The sequence below is a fragment of the Alcaligenes sp. SORT26 genome (assembly GCF_017377875.1).
Classification (GTDB): Bacteria; Pseudomonadota; Gammaproteobacteria; order Burkholderiales; family Burkholderiaceae_B; genus Alcaligenes; species Alcaligenes parafaecalis.
In genome coordinates this window covers 779,603-796,983 of record NZ_CP070975.1, presented here as the reverse complement: position 1 = coordinate 796,983, position 17,381 = coordinate 779,603, and the positions used below count along the sequence as shown (strand labels likewise).

At 51.7% G+C, this 17,381-nt stretch carries 19 protein-coding genes; 2 read left to right on the top strand and 17 right to left on the bottom strand.

Annotated features, from left to right (window positions below; genetic code table 11):
- Positions 1-25: 25 nt before the first annotated feature.
- The 3 genes from pheS to rpmI all read right to left on the bottom strand — a co-directional run bounded on the left by pheS (position 26) and on the right by rpmI (position 1,692).
- The gene (pheS, locus tag JYG33_RS03750) at positions 26-1,048 is read right to left on the bottom strand and encodes a phenylalanine--tRNA ligase subunit alpha (RefSeq protein WP_207874558.1); all 1,023 of its coding nucleotides are present in this window, start codon (positions 1,046-1,048) and stop codon (positions 26-28) included.
- 70 nt (positions 1,049-1,118) lie between these two features.
- Entirely contained in the window at positions 1,119-1,478 is a 360-nt protein-coding gene (gene rplT / locus JYG33_RS03745) for a 50S ribosomal protein L20 (RefSeq protein ID WP_009454390.1), read from the bottom strand.
- 16 nt (positions 1,479-1,494) lie between these two features.
- Positions 1,495-1,692 (bottom strand): 50S ribosomal protein L35, encoded by a 198-nt coding sequence (gene rpmI / locus JYG33_RS03740; protein ID WP_003800367.1) that lies wholly within the window; start codon positions 1,690-1,692, stop codon positions 1,495-1,497.
- A gap of 647 nt (positions 1,693-2,339) precedes the next feature.
- Here rpmI and JYG33_RS03735 point away from each other — a divergent pair.
- Positions 2,340-3,119, top strand: a complete 780-nt coding sequence (locus tag JYG33_RS03735; protein ID WP_153230082.1) for a hypothetical protein — start codon at positions 2,340-2,342, stop codon at positions 3,117-3,119.
- A gap of 51 nt (positions 3,120-3,170) precedes the next feature.
- The gene (locus JYG33_RS03730; RefSeq protein ID WP_207874555.1) at positions 3,171-3,944 is read left to right on the top strand and encodes a hypothetical protein; all 774 of its coding nucleotides are present in this window, start codon (positions 3,171-3,173) and stop codon (positions 3,942-3,944) included.
- A gap of 43 nt (positions 3,945-3,987) precedes the next feature.
- On the opposite strand, the gene JYG33_RS03725 is transcribed toward JYG33_RS03730, so the two are convergent.
- From JYG33_RS03725 to JYG33_RS03660, 14 genes are all read right to left on the bottom strand, one after another.
- Complete coding sequence (locus JYG33_RS03725; protein ID WP_207874552.1) at positions 3,988-5,520, bottom strand: YifB family Mg chelatase-like AAA ATPase; 1,533 nt, start codon at positions 5,518-5,520, stop codon at positions 3,988-3,990.
- Positions 5,521-5,627: 107 nt separating this feature from the next.
- On the bottom strand, positions 5,628-6,305 hold the full coding sequence (locus tag JYG33_RS03720; RefSeq protein ID WP_207874549.1) for a pentapeptide repeat-containing protein: 678 nt from the start codon (positions 6,303-6,305) through the stop codon (positions 5,628-5,630).
- Positions 6,306-6,400: 95 nt separating this feature from the next.
- On the bottom strand, positions 6,401-7,507 hold the full coding sequence (locus JYG33_RS03715) for an MFS transporter (protein ID WP_243430264.1): 1,107 nt from the start codon (positions 7,505-7,507) through the stop codon (positions 6,401-6,403).
- Positions 7,508-7,642: 135 nt separating this feature from the next.
- Complete coding sequence (locus JYG33_RS03710) at positions 7,643-7,930, bottom strand: accessory factor UbiK family protein (RefSeq protein ID WP_207874544.1); 288 nt, start codon at positions 7,928-7,930, stop codon at positions 7,643-7,645.
- Between the two features lie 106 nt (positions 7,931-8,036).
- Complete coding sequence (locus tag JYG33_RS03705) at positions 8,037-8,522, bottom strand: hypothetical protein (RefSeq protein ID WP_207874541.1); 486 nt, start codon at positions 8,520-8,522, stop codon at positions 8,037-8,039.
- Between the two features lie 319 nt (positions 8,523-8,841).
- On the bottom strand, positions 8,842-10,554 hold the full coding sequence (gene ptsP, locus JYG33_RS03700) for a phosphoenolpyruvate--protein phosphotransferase (protein ID WP_207875723.1): 1,713 nt from the start codon (positions 10,552-10,554) through the stop codon (positions 8,842-8,844).
- 60 nt (positions 10,555-10,614) lie between these two features.
- Positions 10,615-10,884 carry an HPr family phosphocarrier protein gene (locus JYG33_RS03695; RefSeq protein ID WP_003800381.1) on the bottom strand — a complete coding sequence of 90 codons (270 nt, stop codon included), beginning with the start codon at positions 10,882-10,884 and terminating at the stop codon, positions 10,615-10,617.
- A 35-nt stretch (positions 10,885-10,919) separates the two neighbouring features.
- Positions 10,920-11,327 (bottom strand): IIA component of sugar transport PTS system, encoded by a 408-nt coding sequence (locus JYG33_RS03690; protein ID WP_009454402.1) that lies wholly within the window; start codon positions 11,325-11,327, stop codon positions 10,920-10,922.
- Positions 11,324-12,286 (bottom strand): glutathione synthase, encoded by a 963-nt coding sequence (gene gshB, locus JYG33_RS03685; RefSeq protein WP_207874538.1) that lies wholly within the window; start codon positions 12,284-12,286, stop codon positions 11,324-11,326. The genes JYG33_RS03690 and gshB overlap by 4 nt, the downstream gene beginning before the upstream one ends.
- A 128-nt stretch (positions 12,287-12,414) precedes the next feature.
- Positions 12,415-12,939: a translation initiation factor IF-3 gene (gene infC, locus JYG33_RS03680; RefSeq protein ID WP_207875722.1), complete on the bottom strand. Its 525-nt coding sequence runs from the start codon at positions 12,937-12,939 to the stop codon at positions 12,415-12,417.
- A 46-nt stretch (positions 12,940-12,985) separates the two neighbouring features.
- Positions 12,986-14,908, bottom strand: coding sequence for a threonine--tRNA ligase (gene thrS / locus JYG33_RS03675; RefSeq protein WP_207874535.1), 1,923 nt, complete (start codon positions 14,906-14,908; stop codon positions 12,986-12,988).
- A 231-nt stretch (positions 14,909-15,139) separates the two neighbouring features.
- A complete protein-coding gene (locus tag JYG33_RS03670; protein ID WP_207874533.1) occupies positions 15,140-15,382 on the bottom strand; it encodes a DUF333 domain-containing protein in 243 nt (80 codons plus the stop codon).
- 599 nt (positions 15,383-15,981) lie between these two features.
- Positions 15,982-16,158, bottom strand: a complete 177-nt coding sequence (locus tag JYG33_RS03665; protein ID WP_207874531.1) for a hypothetical protein — start codon at positions 16,156-16,158, stop codon at positions 15,982-15,984.
- A 57-nt stretch (positions 16,159-16,215) separates the two neighbouring features.
- Positions 16,216-17,154: a PfkB family carbohydrate kinase gene (locus JYG33_RS03660; protein WP_207874529.1), complete on the bottom strand. Its 939-nt coding sequence runs from the start codon at positions 17,152-17,154 to the stop codon at positions 16,216-16,218.
- Positions 17,155-17,381 lie beyond the last annotated feature (227 nt).

The following is a 17,381-nucleotide window of genomic DNA, read 5'->3' as shown; positions in this document are numbered from 1 at the left end:
GAGGCCCAGCGGCGCGAAGTAGGAATCAACGATTGAACTGCTTCAGAAAGCGCAGATCGCCTTCAAAGAACTGGCGCAAATCGTTAACACCATAGCGCAACATAGTCAGGCGCTCCAGTCCGGAACCAAAGGCGAAACCGATGTAACGCTCTGGGTCCAAACCGAAATTGCGCACCACTTGCGGGTGAACCTGCCCGGAACCGGAGATTTCCAGCCAACGGCCCTTGTTGGGACCGGAGGAGAACATCATGTCAATCTCGGCGGATGGCTCGGTAAAGGGGAAGAAAGAAGGTCGAAAGCGTACGACCAGATCGTCGCTTTCAAAGAAGGCACGCAGGAAATTGGTGTAGACGCCTTTAAGATCAGCAAAGGAGATGTTCTCGGCAATCCACAGCCCTTCCACCTGGTGGAACATGGGCGAGTGGGTGGCATCACTATCAACACGATAGGTGCGGCCGGGGGCAATCACTTTGATGGGCGCCTGATTCATGCGGGCGTAACGCACCTGCATGGGGCTGGTGTGCGTGCGCAGCAAATAGGGTTCGCCAGTCTCGTCCTGCATGTCCACGTAGAACGTGTCGTGCATGGAGCGGGCGGGATGGTTTTCAGGGCTGTTCAACGCCGTGAAGTTGGTCCAGTCGTTTTCGATTTCGGGGCCGTCAGCCACTTCAAAACCGATAGAGCGGAAAATGGCCTCGACGCGCTGCCAGGTCTGGATGACGGGATGAATACCGCCAATACCACGACCACGGCCGGGCAAGGTCACATCAATTTGTTCTTGAGCCAGTCGCTGGTTCAATTGTTCTGCCGCCAGGGCAGCACGACGATCGTTCAGCAAATCTTCAATTTCGCGCTTGAGCACGTTGATGCTGGCACCTGCTGCTTTTTTCTGCTCCGGCTCCATCTGGGCAAGGCCTTTCATCAAGGCAGTGATGGCACCTTGTTTGCCCAAAAATCGAGCTTTAGCGTTTTCCAGCGAGGCGGCGTCCTGAGACTGCTCAAATAAGGCCCGAGCCTGGGCAATCAGATCGTCGTGGGAGGAAGTCATGGCGTGTTACTTTCCAAAAACAAACGGAGCCCCAAAGGCCCCGTTTGTGAACTATACAGTCAGATACCGCTTAAGCAGCCAGAGCGTTCTTAGCCTGTGCAACAACAGCAGCAAAACCTGCTTTGTCTTTAACAGCCAAGTCAGCCAGAACCTTACGGTCCAAAGCGATGGAGGCTTTGTTCAGGCCGGCGATAAACTGGCTGTAGCTCATGTCCAGTTCGCGGCAAGCTGCGTTGATACGGGTAATCCACAGCGAGCGGAATACGCGTTTCTTGTTACGGCGGTCACGGTAGGCGTACTGACCTGCCTTCATGACAGCCTGTTTGGCTATACGGAATACATTACCGCGACGGCCGCGAAAACCTTTGGCCTGGGCAATTACTTTCTTGTGGCGTGCGCGTGCGTTAACACCGCGTTTTACTCGTGACATGTTCGATTCTCCCTAATCAAGCGAAAGGCATCATTGCTTTTACGGAAGCGACGTCGGCTTTATGAACCTCGACGGCACCGCGCAACTGACGTTTGTTCTTGGTCGTCTTCTTGGTCAGAATGTGACGCTTGAACGCTTGGCCCCGCTTGATGGAACCGCTACCACGAACCACAAAGCGCTTGGAGGCGCTTTTTTTGGTTTTCATTTTAGGCATGAAATTACTCGACTAATTTGTGTCTGCGGGTGGTCGCCTAGGAAGCTGGCTGACACTTGTATGACCCAAAACAGGCACTTATTTTTTTCTTTGCCCGCTGCCAGAACAAATCCAAACAGGGGAAAAGCTCTTGATTATAGGGTGATTCTTGGGAAATTGTCCAGATTTTCATCGCCTTTTATCAATTCCCCATAGCTAGATATCAAGGCCGCTGGTGCTGTCCTCGATAGCCCCCCTTCCGCCTCCCCCTTCTGCCCACACAGATGCTATCTAGCAACACCACTCAAGCTACCACGAGTGGCACAGCCTGTTTGACGTCAGTGGCTGAACCAAGCTACCGGCCCGCTATCCACAACTATATATCCCCACAAGAATCGTCAAGTTAGCGCAAACACAATCCGCAAGGAAATAATAAACAGGCAGATAAGAAGGAACAAAAAGAAAAAAACAAAGAAAAACAACTAAAAACAAACTAACTAAATGGCCACGAATAACCAAAAACACAAAAAAAGACGAGCAATATATCTGAACGATATTGGACTCAGAGAAGAAAAAAATATGAAATAAAACAAATGGAAAAATAAAATTCCATTTTAGATTGAAAAAGTCAGCCTTCAAATTATTTATTTTTATTTTAAGGAATAAAAATGAGCACCATCTCAAATGAAAAAGAACGCCACGACTGGATCGAATCTCTAAAAATCCCTGAAGAAGCTCTTCTTAGAATCAAGGCAAGGCAACAAAGATTCAATGTAGAAGACAAAGAAGACTCAGCCGATGTTGTAGGCGGTAGCGTCGCATGCTTTGTTACTGGACTACCTAAGCAAGCAAGAGAGGATGTACAAAACAGCACATTACTAATGCAGCTTGCTGCTGATGCCCAGTTCAACCCCAGGACAGAACGAGAGGATTGGTTTAATTTTTATACAAGCGGGCTTGCCAATTTAGGCTGGGGACGATTTAGCGATGTCTATCAAAAATACAACCCAAAGAACACCAATGCCACTATTAGTCAGATTATTCTGGAAATAATAGGAGCAATCATTAGCCCAACAAGTGAAGCGTACTTGCTGACAAAACGAACATTCGATTCGATGGAAAACGATCCTAAAAACAAGGATGCAGTCGATTTATTCAGCATGACAAGCACCGTTGGTCAAACTGGTACATTTCAGATTTTGCCAACCCTACAAGACAGGGATGGCAACACAATCATGTTATTGACCTCAGTGGATGCAACAACAACAGAACAACATGGTTGTTTCCTATTTTGGAAATGGTCAACAAAAAACTCTGTCATGTTCCGCGCAGCACAACAAAGCGTGCTTAATGAGCAGGTATATGCGCAGGTTCGCTCTGCGGTTCTGAAGAAATTAGGTAAAAACGCCGATGATTTTATCAACGGCCTGGTACTTAAAAAGAAATAACATAACTAGCCCGGGGCACCCCGGGCTTTTAACATAGCAAGGAGCAAAAAAATGGAAATCTCAACAAACAATGACTATGTTGTATCAGGGAATCTATTTTCAACAACCCAGAAAAACACAGACTTAAACACCTACAAAGATGCCATCCATAGCAATCTCTTCATTCAGCTAGTGGCTGATAATGAATACGAAAATAGATTTAACAACCCTGAAATATGGATGAAATACTACACAGAATCACTGGGAATAATTTTTTGGAATTTCATAGCACAATCAAATGGAACAATAAAATTCCAAAAAGGAAAATATGATTTCTCAATACAGGAAATACTAGAAGAATTCCTGTTAAAAAACCTAGAAGAAATTCAAAAAAAATCAATTATTGAAAGCATAGAAAATTTTGATCTTTTAGAAAAAGACAATAATGCATCACAGCTTTATAAAAAAGAAACAACAAAAGAAACAAAAATAAAAAAAACAAAACCTCAAAAAATAGAAACGATAATAAACCTTCAAATAACAAACATAGATGAAAATAATAAAATTTATGTATTTAACATAATATTCAAAACAGGCCAAAAGAGCAGTGGAAAAATATTTGAACAAAGATTTCTAACAAAAGATTTGATAGGAGAAATCAAAACAAACTCCTATGAGGCAGAAATAATAGAAAGCTTATATACAAATATTAGGCAAGCCATCATTCAAAAACTAGGAGAAGAGAACATCCAGAATAATATTCTGCTTGTCTCAGAAGAAGGCGAGTCTCCCACCGGTCCCACCCTCTCGGCAGCCCGTACATTTATACGAGAAAAAGACCTCTGACCGCCCGGCAGCTTGGTCATAGCTTCTATGACCACAGTGCCATCTACCACACAGTAGCCATTAAATCAGCACGGAACTGCAAGGCTTCTGCAAGATGGGAACGTGTAATTTCCTTGCTTCCTGCCAAGTCCGCAATCGTAAGCGCAACACGCAGCAATCTACCCTGCCCTCTTTCAGACCATTGCCAACGTTGCCGAGCATTAGTCAACAACTGCGCCGCCTCCCCAGATAACAAGCCATACTTTTTAAAACCAGATACCGTCAAATGTGCATTTCTTGAACGCTGACGCAGCAACTGTCGTTCAATTGCTTTCTGAACGCGTTCTTTTATATGGCTCGACGGTTCTGCTGCTTGAGCACGCTCCGAATCGACTTCTGTCATCGTGACTAATAAGTCGATTCTGTCCAACATAGGACCTGACAAACGTTGTCTATAGAGCTCCCGCTGCGACGGCGAACAACGACACACTCGATGCCGGCTAGCAGCCCAACCGCAAGGACAAGGATTCATCGCCGCAACAAACTGGAACTGAGCCGGGAAGACCGCTTGTTTTTGAGTACGTGAAATGCGTACACAAGCCTGCTCCAAGGGTTCACGCAAGGCCTCCAATGCTCGGCGGTTAAACTCTGGCAACTCATCCAAAAACAATACACCACGGTGAGCCAAGGATACCTCTCCTGGCCTAGGTCGGCTTCCCCCACCAATCAAGGCAGGAGTCGAAATACTATGATGCGGAGCGCGAAAAGGCGGTCGCCTGCTGAAAAAGTCCTGTTCTTGCACAAAGGAATACAAGGCGGCCACTTCCAGCTGAGCGTATCGATCCAGATCTGGCAATAAACCCGGCAGACGTTGAGCCAGCATGGTTTTGCCTACACCCGGCGAGCCATTCAACAACAGGCTATGGCCACCTGCAGCCGCCACCTCTAAAGCACGGCAAGCCAAAGGCTGTCCCAGCACGTCCGACAGACAAAGCTGCTGGCCCTCATTCAACTCTGGCCAGGGCTTGGCCAACGCAGGTTCCAGTTCCTTGTCCCCTCGCAGATACCCCGCCGCCTCGGCCAGACTGGCAACCCCACAGACCTGTAGATCAGGGACATGGGCGGCAACTTCTGCGCTCTGCGCAGGCAGAAGCAAACAAAGCTCTGGATGCCGACGCGCCATACCCAAGGCTATCGTCAAGGCGCTTTGAACCGGAACCACAGCCCCGGTCAAAGACAGTTCCCCGGCCATGACATAACGATCCAGACCGGTGATGGCCTGCTCACGTTGTTTGTCGTCTGGACGACTGAGTTGGCCGCTAGCCAGCAAGATTGCTAAAGCCACAGGCAAATCAAAACGCCCCGAATCCTTGGGCAAATCAGCAGGAGCCAGATTGATGGTCAGTCGGGCAGCGGGAAAATCAAAACCACTGGCTTGCAAGGCGGCCCGTATGCGCTCCCGGCTTTCGCGAATACCGGCATCGGGTAAACCAACAATATGAAAGGCAGGTAATCCTGGAGCGACATGCGCCTCGACACGCACGTCGATAAAATCCAGGCCCGATAAGGCACAACTGTTCAACACGGCCAAGGACATATGCCCTTCTCCCTTTCCAAGGCAAACATTCAGTCTGCCCGTCAGGAAAAAGAAGCTCCAGATGCCTGCCTTAAAACATCACTGCGTACTTGTACGGTCTACAGGGCTTACTGAACCTGCACTCCCATGGAGCTGACTAACTGGACCGCCTGCTCCACAGACAGACACGCACCTTGAAAAGAATTATTCAAGTCGTACAAGGTGATGCTGCCCAGTTCCACACTACGCAAGTCCGCACCTTTAAAGTTCACCCCTCGCAGGCTGGCACCGCGCAAGCTGCCGCCTTCAAAGACAGCATCCTGGAAATTACAACCGCCTAAATCCGCATCGGAGAAGTCCAGTTGCACCAAGCTTTGCTTACGGAAATTAATAGCGCGCAAGGTCGTCCCTACCAGCTTGCATTCGCGCAAACCCAGATCCAAACCACGCGTTTCATTAAAAACTGCGCCGCTTAACTTGGAGTCCTCAATCTGCACAGAGGCAATCTGCGTGCGCACCCACTTGCTCAAGTGCAAGTCACACACTCTGAAACGGGCCGAACTGAGATCGGCCAGACTAAAATCTGCTTGGCCCAGCTTGCAACGCTCCCAGACTGTGTCTTGCAGATGTGCCCGTGTAAAGCGGGTATCCAGAAAACTGCAGCTTGCAAACTGCAAGCCTTCCAACTCCAGACCCGACAGATCCTCGCCGTCGAAGCTACAGTTTTCAAAGCGTAAAGACTCATGGGAAGCGGCCAGAAGATCGACCAACTCCTCTCTACTGACCAAGACATTACTGACAAGCATGCTGCTGCTTTTCCTTCAAGAAAATAGAGCCAGCATTATTGAGCTGGCTCTTTCATTGACTACGTCGTGCTATGTGGAAGTGCTTTGACCAATGCTTAACGGCCGTTGGGTAAACCCAGCCGTGACAGGCGCGAGGCAATAATCAAACCCAATATGGCAAAACTAACGGTGGCGATCCAGGCCCATTGCCATCCGCCCAAAGCATGTACTACCGAAGCCACAACGGGTGGGCCTACAAACTGGCCCAATGAAGAGCATTGCTGCACCCAACCCACCGAGGTTGACGTGGTTTCGGGTGAAGGTGCTGCCGTTACAGCCAAAAAAAACAAGGTTGCGGGGATCAAGCCGCCCACAATCGAGAACAGCAAGATCGCGACAAACTGAACGACCAGACTTTGTGTCAGGCCAAAAGCCACGACTGCGCACGCAATCATGCCCAGGTAACCCGCTTGCAGCAGGCGATGTGGCGGGATACCCGCATGTAAAAAGCGCCCTGCCCCCAGATTGCCCACCACATTACCTGCAGCAATCAAGGCAGTCAGCAAACCGGCTGTACCGACCGCAATCTCCGCCTGATTGTAGATAGTAGGCATAAAGCCTACGACCGCCGCCCATTGCGCGGCATACACACCGAACGCCAGGGCCAGCAGCCAGACCCGGCCGGAACTCAAAGTCGTGCGCAGCAAGTTGGACCAACGATGGGAGGAGGTATTCTGTGCCGCGCTTTTGGTTTGAGTCTGAGAGTCCGGCGGCACCAAAATAAAGGTCAAGACCATGACGATGGCCGTCAGTATGCCCAACACGACCCACAAGGTGCGCCATGAGCCTATCGCTAGCCAGGCAGCTCCCGCCCACAACATCAACACAGCGCCAGCGGGCATATAACAGCCCCATAAACCCATTACACGGCTCAAACGCGCCGCATCCGTAATGCGCTTGATCAGGGCTGGAATAGGCAACACCACCATCAGAAAGCCACAGCCTTCTATCATCCGGCCCAACAAGACCAGGCTACTGTGCTCAAACTGGGAGCCAATCACCGAGGACAAGCTCAAAATCCCCAGCCCGATCAGGATGCAGCGACGCAGGCCGATTTTCTCGGAGATCAAGCCTATGCATAGCCCCAGCAGCATTCCTGCCATCTGTACGCTGGCCAGCAAAAAGCCGGACTGCACCAGATCCATGCCCAGTTCCCGCTGCATAAAAGGCAAAGCCGGGGGTACTTTCCACACATGCAGTGCGGCGCACACCCCGGTCAGGACAAGAAAAACAGCAATAAAAAAGGGGCTGGCCGATTGTTTGCCCCCAGGCCTGGTGACCGTATTCAAATGAAGTGATCAGCCTTGGCTGCCCTCTTTTCCAGCGGTATCGCTGTCTTGAGGCACTGGCGTTTGACGCCCTTCCAGGGCTTGCAGGCGTGTTTCCAGAGCGGCTACACGAGCCAGCGCGCGTTCCAGCATCAGCTTGTAGGTATCAAACTCTTCACGAGTTACCAAGTCCATGCGGTTGAAGGCCTGACCCATAAAGGCTTTTACATTGCGCTCAATATCGGCAGCCGGACTTTTGGCGATCAGCTCCGAGACGTTTTTTTGCAGATCTTCCAGCCACTCGCTACGATTAATCATGGTCCTCTCCTGAAAATATTGACACTACCAGCAGTATAGAAAAAGCGGGTGCCAAAGGCACCCGCTTTTTTCATCTGGCCAGACAATCAGCCGAATTATTCAAACCTTAAGGTTTGGCTTGTTCCGAAGGAACCGAAGATGGCGAAGAATCTACACCATTACCCAGCTTACTTTGGATTGCGCTGTCAGCCTTGGCAGCACCTTCTTTAATAGCGTCGCCCGTACGGCTAGCGGCGTTAGCCACTGCATCTTTCGCTTCACCTGCTTTTTCAGCGACTTTATCGCCAGCAGCCTTGGCATCTTCCTTCAGGGTGTTGGTGTTTTCCTTGGCGTTTTCTTTCTGTTCCTCTGCTTCTTTTTTGACGTCGTCAGCAACTTTAGCGGCGTCCTGCTTCAGTTCTTCCGTTTTTTGCTCCAGGGACTTGTTAGCTTCTGGTGCAGGTGGAGTGGCAGGTGCTGTCGATTGTGGTGTAGCGACAGGAGCAGGTGGCGCGCTCGTAGCGGCTTTATCGTCCTCTTTGGAACACGCAGCCAAAAGAGTCATCGAAGCAGCAGCGGCCATGACAGCAAAATGAGCACGAGTCAGTTTCATAAGATTTCCTTCCTACTATTCCAAGGTCGCTAGATAGAATGGGCCGATGCCTGGTGCGACTTCCAGCTCGGCCTTGGGTCTGTTACAACTCCCCTAGAAGCCATTCTATCGGTGCTGAGCGAGCAGACCAATCTATTAGTGTAAATCCTGATTTCAATTATTCTGACGATATAGCTCAAGGTTTGTGACAAACCCTTTAACAACAAGCACCTAGCAGGCAGCCCGGTTCTGGGGCTCTGTTACAAACAGAATCCCTCATAGGGCTACAGCCGGGGTTTGTTACATATTTGCCAAATTAAATTGGCCTAGTTTCAACAACTTAGGCGGCTAAGGTTGCCAGATCGATGCGCTCGGCACGGTTCAAGGCACTGGCAACCTTCACGCGCAAGGCATTGGAATGCGACAGGCGCACTTCCTTTTTCACATCCAGCAATTGCTGCGGATGCATGGAAAACTCTTTCAGGCCCAATCCGAGCAGCATACGGGTCACTGACGCGTCCCCCGCCATCTCGCCACAGATCGCAACGGGTTTACCTGCACGGTCGGCGGCATTGATCGTATGGGCGATCAAGCGCAACACGGCAGGATGCATGGGGTCGTACAGACTAGCCACTTCCGCATCGCCCCGGTCTACGGCCAGGACATATTGAATCAAGTCATTCGTGCCTATGGACAGAAAGTCCAGCTCCTGCACAAAAGGCTCAATAGCGATAGCAATGGCGGGCACTTCCACCATGGCGCCCAATAAGTAGTTCCGTGCAAACGGAGTACCAGACTTCTCCAGCTCCCGAGCAGCGGACTCAATCGCCTGACGGCTGGCATGCACCTCGTTCATGGAGGAAATCATGGGAATCAGGATGCGAATTTGTCCGTGCTGGCTGGCACGCAGCAAGGCGCGCAACTGTGTGGCAAACATTTCCGGCTTATCCAGACAGTAGCGAATCGCACGCAAACCCAAGGCGGGATTGGTGGCTACTGTGGCGTCCCCATCCAGCGTCTTGTCAGCACCGATGTCCAATGTACGGATGGTGACTACCTTGCCTTGCATGGCCTTGACCACACGAGAATAGGCTTCGTACTGCTCCTGCTCGGAAGGCAGATCACTACGGCCCATAAACAGAAATTCGCTGCGGAACAGACCGATGCCATCAGCACCTGCCTTCAAGGCCAGCTCGGCTTCTTCGGGAAGCTCGATATTCGCTTCCAGACGTACATTGATGCCGTCCAGAGTCACAGCAGGTGCATCCAGCAGCTCTTCCAATTCGGCACGTTCGCGGCGGTAGGCCTCCTGGCGCTCTCGGTATTCAGCCAGTACCCGTTCCGACGGATTGACGATAACCGCACCCGAGAAGCCATCAACGATCAGATAATCGCCATCGCGGATCAGGCTGCGGAAACTGCCCAAGCCGACGACGGCAGGAACACTCAAGCTGCGAGCCACAATAGCCGTGTGGGAAGTAGGCCCACCCAGGTCTGTCAAAAAACCGGCGAAATGACCACCGCGCAAGCGCAGCATATCTGCCGGGGAAATATCGCGTGCCACCACAATCAGCGGCTCTTCCTGAGCAGCCGAAAAACCGGGCAACAACGCGGGTTTGCCTGCCAGAACACGCAATACGCGCTCGATGACCTGGCGCACATCGGCACCACGTTCGCGCAGGTATTCGTCTTCCATTTGGGAAAACTGCTCGACCAGCATCTGACCTTGTGAGGTCAATGCCCATTCCGCGTTGTAATGGCGTTCCGCAATAATGGCACAGGTTTGCTGCGTCAACATGGGGTCGTCCAGAAGCAGGCTATGCACCGTCAAAATAGGCGCGAGTTCGCGCGGTGCATCAACGGGCAACTGATCCACCATGGCGCGAAGTTCGTCGCGTGTACTGGCCATGGCACTTAACAAGCGCTGGCTTTCAGAGTCCACGTCTTCCGCCGCAATCCGGTAATGAGGAACTTCCAGTGCTGCTGCGCTCATCACCACGGCTTTGGCAATGGCATACCCCTTCCCGACGGCTTGACCTTGAGCGGTAAACATCGCGGACAAATCAGACGCCGGAGTTCGAGCTGCAGCACTATTCATGACCAGATTTCTTCCTTATTCGTTTTCGCCAAACTTGGCGTCAAACAACGCCTGGATATCATTCAGGGCCTGATCGGCATCGTCGCCCTGGGCGTCAACAACCACGGTGACCCCCATTCCGGCGGCCAGCATCATGACACCCATAATACTTTTTGCATTCACGCGCTGCGAGCCGCGCGCGATAAAAATCTCACTGCTATAACGGCCGGCCAACTGGGTAAGCTTGGCTGCTGCCCGTGCATGAAGACCTAATTTATTACTGATCGTGATGGATACGCTAGGCATAAGGGCAACTGGAAAAATGAAAGTGAAAATTCAAATTAGCAATGGCAGTCGGCATGGACAATGCCACGCAACGCGCCTGCCATGACATCCTGAGCAAACTGCTCGGGGTTGTCACGTCGCTCGGTCAAGGCTTTCAACACCATGCACATATTGGTGCCGGTCAATAAATACGCACCCTGCCCTTGATCTTGCAAGGCTTGCTGAACTCGACGGGCCACATTGAATGGGGTGGCACCGTACAGGTCGCACAATATCAGTGTGGCGGGTGAGTCCGGCGCTTGCGTCTGCAACTGCCCCAACAAACGGTCTACCGCCGTGTCCGTGCACTCGTCGGCCTGAATGTCGAAGACAAACAGATCGGGCTTTTCACCCAGGACGTGCTCGGCACAACTGGCAAACGCACTGGCCAGGGGCTCGTGCATGATCAAGGCAAGGCGAATCACGCGCGTCCCGTCGCTTTTTCGACGGCCTCGGCAAAACGCTGCGCAACATCAAAGCCTGTCTGTTCGGTAATTTCGACGAAACAGGTAGGGCTGGTCACGTTGATTTCCGTGACGTACTCACCAATCACATCCAGACCGATCAGCAACAAGCCGCGCTCGGCCAGAACCGGGCCTAGGGTACGGGCGATGTGCCAGTCGTGTTCAGACAAAGGTTGCGCAACACCACGACCACCCGCGGCCAGATTGCCACGCGTCTCGCCCGCCAGGGGGATACGGGCCAAGGCATACGGCACAGGCTCGCCGTCAATAATCAGGATGCGTTTATCACCCTTGACGATTTCCGGGATGTAGCGCTGTGCCATGATGGTTTGCGTGCCGTTGTCGGTCAGCGTTTCCAGGATGGCGCCCAGATTGGGCTCGGGATCTTGCAACCGGAAAATACCCATGCCGCCCATGCCGTCCAGCGGCTTGACGATGACATCCTTGTATTCCTGGTGAAAGGCGCGCAAACGGGCCATATCACGCGTCACCAAGGTGGGAGGCGTAAATTCCGGAAATTCGGTAATAGCGAGTTTTTCGGGGTGATTGCGAATGGCTGCACCCGAATTGAATACCTTGGCCCCCTGCTCCTGCGCGAAGCTGAGCAAGTGCGTGGAATAGGAATATTCCATATCGAAAGGCGGATCTTTGCGCATGATGACTGCGTCAAAGACATTCAATTCCTGCTCGACAGCAGGCTCGGGATGTGTCCACCACGAAGGCGCACGCAAATCGGCATCAGCAGCAATACTGACCGCCTGACTGCGCGTACGAACCCGGCTTTGGGAAATGTACAAGTCAGATTGCAGGGTCACGCTGACGCGATGACCACGCGCCAAAAATGCACGCATCATGGCAACGGAGGAATCCTTGTAAGCCGACAGGCTGGGCAAGGGATCAATGATGAATAAAACGTGCATATCACACCTAGAGAAAAACGCCTTTGCAGACGGGCTGCAAAGGCGATTGTGCCCGACTCGCTACTTGGGAGCGAATCGAGCGACGCATAATGCTCCTGGGCGGATCCAGGCAGTATCGTGCAAGAGTATCAGGACGCTTTCTTGCGAGGCGCCAAGACCATGACCATTTGACGGCCTTCCAGCTTGGGCATGGCTTCAACCTGACAGATTTCGCTGACTTCGTCGCGAACCCGTTCCAGTACACGCATCCCCAATTCCTGGTGAGCCATTTCACGACCACGGAAACGCAAAGTCACTTTGACCTTGTCACCATCATCGATAAAACGCTTCACGTTACGCAGCTTGACCTGGTAGTCGCCTTCGTCCGTACCGGGACGGAATTTGACTTCCTTGATCTGAATGATTTTCTGCTTGGCCTTGGCTTCTTGTTGGCGCTTCTGTTCCTGATAGCGGAATTTGCCGTAGTCCATCAAGCGGCACACTGGTGGCACGGCCGCAGGGGCGATTTCCACCAGATCCACATCATGTTGTTCTGCCATTGCCAAGGCGTCAGGCACCTTGACGATACCTAGCTGCTCACCCTCGACTCCAATGAGTCGCACCTCTGGAATACGAATTTCACCATTGATGCGATGTTTTTTCTCGGTTGCGATGTCGAAAACTCCTAAAAATGTCGATAAAAACGATAGCGTTCCTGTTTTACTGACGGCTATCGATCTCTTGCTTCAATCGTGCAGAAAAATCGGCTAACGGCATGACGCCCAAGTCCACGCCACCACGCGCACGCACGGCAACTGCGCCGTTTTCACGCTCTTTTTCACCCACGACCAGAATATAGGGCACTTTTTGCATACTGTGCTCACGGATTTTACGAGTGATTTTTTCACCACGCAAATCAGAGGAGGCACGGAATCCCATTTTCTTCAGATTTTGCGCCACGGATTGGGCATAATCGGCCGAACTTTCGGAAATGCAGCATACCACCACATGCTCTGGAGCCAACCAGGCCGGCAAGGCACCGGCGTGGTTTTCAATCAGCATGCCAATGAAACGCTCGAAGGAACCCAAAATAGCACGGTGCAACATCACTGGCACACGACGCTGATCCTGGGCATCCACATACTCGGCACCCAAACGGGCAGGCATGGAAAAGTCCACCTGAATAGTGCCACATTGCCAATGACGGCCAATCGCGTCTTTCAGCGTGTATTCAATCTTCGGACCGTAGAACGCGCCCTCGCCTTCAGAGATCTCGAACTCGCAACCGGTACGGCGCAAGCTTTCGATCAGGGCTTGTTCAGCCTTGTCCCAAACGGCGTCGTCACCAATCCGTTTTTCAGGACGAGTGGCAACCTTATACAGAATCTCGGTAAACCCGAAATCTGCATACACCGCTTGCAACTGCGCAGTGAAAGCAGCGCATTCGTCTTGCAACTGGTCTTCGGTACAGAAAATGTGGCCGTCGTCTTGTGTAAAGCCGCGCACTCGCATCATGCCGTGCAGCGCACCCGAAGGCTCGTTGCGGTGGCACTGACCAAACTCACCGTAACGAATCGGCAATTCACGGTAGGAATGCAGACCGGAATTAAAGATTTGCACGTGGCCGGGACAGTTCATGGGCTTCAAGCCGTAAACACGGTTCTCCGACTCAGTCGTGAACATGTTTTCAGCGTAGTTATCCCAGTGGCCGGTTTTCTTCCACAGCGACAAATCCAGAATTTGTGGCGCTTTCACTTCCTGGTAGCCATTGTCCTGATAGACACGGCGAATGTATTGCTCGACCTGCTGCCAGATCACCCAGCCTTTGGGGTGCCAGAAAATCAGACCGGGAGCTTCTTCCTGGAAGTGGAACAGATCCAGTTCACGACCCAGTTTGCGGTGGTCGCGACGCTCGGCCTCTTCCAGCATGGTCAGGTAGGCTTGCTGATCTTCCTTGGTCGCCCAGGCAGTGCCGTAAATGCGTTGCAGCATTTCGTTATTGCTATCGCCACGCCAGTAAGCACCAGCCACTTTCATCAGCTTGAACACCTTCAACTTGCCAGTGGATGGCACGTGAGGGCCACGACACAAGTCGATGAAGTCACCTTCACGGTAAAGGCTGATCGGCTCGTTTGACGGAATAGAGGCAATGATTTCTGCCTTGTAGTCCTCGCCAATGCTCTTGAAAAAGGCCACGGCATCGTCACGCATCCACTCTTCGCGAGTCACGATTTCGTCTTTCTTGGCCAGTTCAGCCATTTTCTTTTCGATGGCTTCCAGATCTTCAGGCGTGAAAGCACGCTTGTAGGAGAAGTCATAGTAAAAGCCGTTATCGATCACCGGGCCAATCGTGACCTGAGCATCGGGAAACAGGCTTTTCACGGCATAAGCCAGCAAGTGAGCGGTCGAGTGGCGGATCAGGTCCAAACCATCCGCATCTTTGGCGGTGATAATGGCCAAATTGCTATCCTGGTCGATCACATACGAGGTATCCACCAGACGCGACTCAGTGCCTGGCGTGCCGACGCGGCCAGCCAGGGCGGCACGGCCCAGGCCAGTACCAATCGAGTTCGCCACTTCGCTGACGGAAACCGGGCCCTGAAACTCTCGCTGGGAGCCATCGGGCAGTGTGATTCGAACCATAACACTTCCTGAAATAAAAAACGCGGCCTTGAAAAGGCCGCGCTTTTGAATTGAACGTTCTTGGAAAGCAAACGAAACGCTACGCGGCCACGGCTAGATTTGCCGACGGGTAGTTCGCGTTGAGTTCATAAGATTCTGCTTCCCAAATAACACATTTGATTGGATAAGTTTATCACCTTCACCTGCAATCGCGGCGTAGTATCGCCACAAAAACCACAATTGGCGAAGAATTCAGTCCATCCGGGGATACCAGCTACGGTAAAAGGCCCATTCTTCCGACTCCGAGCCGTCTTTCATCAAACAGGTTCCGTAAGCCCCTTGCCCACTTTCATGGACAACGGTTTGCCCACCCATACGTTGACAGAAGTTAGAAGCCAAATTGGCTTGGGCCACAGGTTTGGTGCTTTGTGTGGAGCTGGCGCACGCTGACAACATCAAAGAACCTGCGCAGGCAGAAACTAAGCGGAAAAACATGATTTCCTTCTCCTTGACCTGATGTTTGCTGATGCCTGAGCCAGCACGTAATGTGATGGCGGTACAGGCAGCGTCTGCTGTTAGCGCACGTTAGGAGCAAAGCTCAAGGCGCTGGTCGCGAAACAGATCGTGGAAATAGCTTACTACACTTGTTTGATACGGAAAGTGTGTGATGACAAGCGTGCAGCAAAAGCAACACGTCAGGTAAAAGATGGGGCTGAAATCAAGCGTAAATATCCGTGCTTTATTGCAAAGCACAGTGCCGCTGGGCGTGAATCAAGAGCGGTGCAGCCAGAATGACAGCAAAATAAAGCCCAAAATACCGCAGCCAGCCAACATTAATACCATAGGTACATAATCGATCAAATTCGAGGCATTAATCATGGCGTACATCCCAAAATCCCAACTAAAACAAGCTTAAGACTATGGTAACGGGCCACCCTCAGAACATGAAGTCAACGATTGTCAAGATCCGACACAGAGACGACACAAAGACCAAGATCAGGCTACATGGGCTTACTTTTGTGGCAAAAATTACCGCAAAAGCTCATAACACGCAACAAACAGCCTTGGAAACGTATCAGTTCAAACAGAGCCGATTAACTCAGCAAGGTAAACAAACCATAAACCACGGGCACTGCCAAGGGCGTAATCATTAATAAAGCAGTGTCACGCTTCCAGCTCTTGGGCCGGGTATAACAGAGTGTCACACCCAGCAAGACCGTCACTAGCAGATACAAACCCACAATAATAATGGTGGTGGTGGTGGCTGCCATTGTTTCCCCCGTTCTTATGTTTTGCTGCGTTTTACGCTGTCTTTTTGTTGCTGCTATTTATAAAACCAGAACCTCATCTGCATCCTGCCCGAACAAGGGCGGGAAGTTGTTAGCCGCCCACTGTCCCAAGCGTGCCGCCGCTGACTGACTGGCCAGCTTCAAGGCTGCTGAAGGCTCCAGGCCTCGTTTCCACGCCAAAGCAAAGCTGGACAGAAATGCGTCCCCCGCTCCAACGGTTGAACATACAGTCACTTTGCACGCTGGCTCGGCATAATGCTGCCCATTGAACGCCAAAACCGCCCCCTGTACACCCAAGGTAATCAGCAAGGCTTGTTGAGGGTGATGCTGCAAACGGGTCGCCAAGTCGCAGGCTTCTTGAATCGACAGTTCCAACTGAATGTCGGCATCCTGAACGCCTGCCAACATTTGAGCCTCTACTGCGTTCAGGCCCAGCACATCTGCCCGAGCATAGACCTGCTTGAATCCCTGCCCTTGTTGGCGCAAACACGCCACGCTGGGATTAACTACCAGGCAGGCTGACTGGTCTGCTCTTTCAGCCAAAGCTTGAGCCAGGCTCTCCATGGGTTGCAGTGCCAATGGCGCCACATAAATCAAATCCGCCTGCAGATCCTGAGCCTGCACACGCAAGCACGCATTAGCACCACGGCGGGCCAACACCGACGCACTTCCAGAAGGTTCTACCAAAACAATGGCTTTACCTGTCGGTTGATCTGGGCAAAGCTGCACACTGCTGACATCAATACCCAACTGTTCAATATGCGAGCATAAGCGAGCGCCCAGCCCATCTTGCCCCAAGGCCCCCAACAGTCGTACGGACTCGCCTTGCGCCATAAAACTGGCTGTCGCATTGAGTGCTCCGCCGCCCGGATACAAGTCTATCGAGCCCACCTCTTGCTTGTCTCCACGCGCTAGCTCGGCGGGCATGCCAGAGACCACAATATCAACGGTAATACTGCCAATTGCTACAAGCTGCACCCTGCACCTCGTCCATAAAAAGAGAGCGTGGATCTGTTGAAAGCAGTATACCCACGGGCTGAACAAGATAGTCTATGGTGGAAAATCAGGTCTGGTACAACAGTTCGCAGAGCTAAGCGCGACGAGCTATTTTCCATGCCGTCTGAACCCTAAAAAGACGTCGGCTAATAGCTCAGGTAGTAACCATCATAAAAATCTAGCCCAAGACAAAAAGTCGTGCTAAATTA

Excerpts from the sequence above, each read along its gene's own strand:
- JYG33_RS03720 (WP_207874549.1), bottom strand. The coding sequence starts at position 6,305 with ATGCTTGTCAGTAATGTCTTGGTCAGTAGAGAGGAGTTGGTCGATCTT.
- JYG33_RS03670 (WP_207874533.1), bottom strand. The coding sequence starts at position 15,382 with ATGTTTTTCCGCTTAGTTTCTGCCTGCGCAGGTTCTTTGATGTTGTCA.
- JYG33_RS03665 (WP_207874531.1), bottom strand. The coding sequence starts at position 16,158 with ATGGCAGCCACCACCACCACCATTATTATTGTGGGTTTGTATCTGCTA.
- JYG33_RS03725 (WP_207874552.1), bottom strand. The coding sequence starts at position 5,520 with ATGTCCTTGGCCGTGTTGAACAGTTGTGCCTTATCGGGCCTGGATTTT.
- JYG33_RS03735 (WP_153230082.1), top strand. The coding sequence starts at position 2,340 with ATGAGCACCATCTCAAATGAAAAAGAACGCCACGACTGGATCGAATCT.
- JYG33_RS03715 (WP_243430264.1), bottom strand. The coding sequence starts at position 7,507 with ATGCAGCGGGAACTGGGCATGGATCTGGTGCAGTCCGGCTTTTTGCTG.
- gshB (WP_207874538.1), bottom strand. The coding sequence starts at position 12,286 with ATGCACGTTTTATTCATCATTGATCCCTTGCCCAGCCTGTCGGCTTAC.
- rpmI (WP_003800367.1), bottom strand. The coding sequence starts at position 1,692 with ATGCCTAAAATGAAAACCAAAAAAAGCGCCTCCAAGCGCTTTGTGGTT.
- ptsP (WP_207875723.1), bottom strand. The coding sequence starts at position 10,554 with ATGTTTACCGCTCAAGGTCAAGCCGTCGGGAAGGGGTATGCCATTGCC.
- pheS (WP_207874558.1), bottom strand. The coding sequence starts at position 1,048 with ATGACTTCCTCCCACGACGATCTGATTGCCCAGGCTCGGGCCTTATTT.
- JYG33_RS03730 (WP_207874555.1), top strand. The coding sequence starts at position 3,171 with ATGGAAATCTCAACAAACAATGACTATGTTGTATCAGGGAATCTATTT.
- JYG33_RS03705 (WP_207874541.1), bottom strand. The coding sequence starts at position 8,522 with ATGAAACTGACTCGTGCTCATTTTGCTGTCATGGCCGCTGCTGCTTCG.
- JYG33_RS03695 (WP_003800381.1), bottom strand. The coding sequence starts at position 10,884 with ATGCCTAGCGTATCCATCACGATCAGTAATAAATTAGGTCTTCATGCA.
- rplT (WP_009454390.1), bottom strand. The coding sequence starts at position 1,478 with ATGTCACGAGTAAAACGCGGTGTTAACGCACGCGCACGCCACAAGAAA.
- JYG33_RS03710 (WP_207874544.1), bottom strand. The coding sequence starts at position 7,930 with ATGATTAATCGTAGCGAGTGGCTGGAAGATCTGCAAAAAAACGTCTCG.
- thrS (WP_207874535.1), bottom strand. The coding sequence starts at position 14,908 with ATGGTTCGAATCACACTGCCCGATGGCTCCCAGCGAGAGTTTCAGGGC.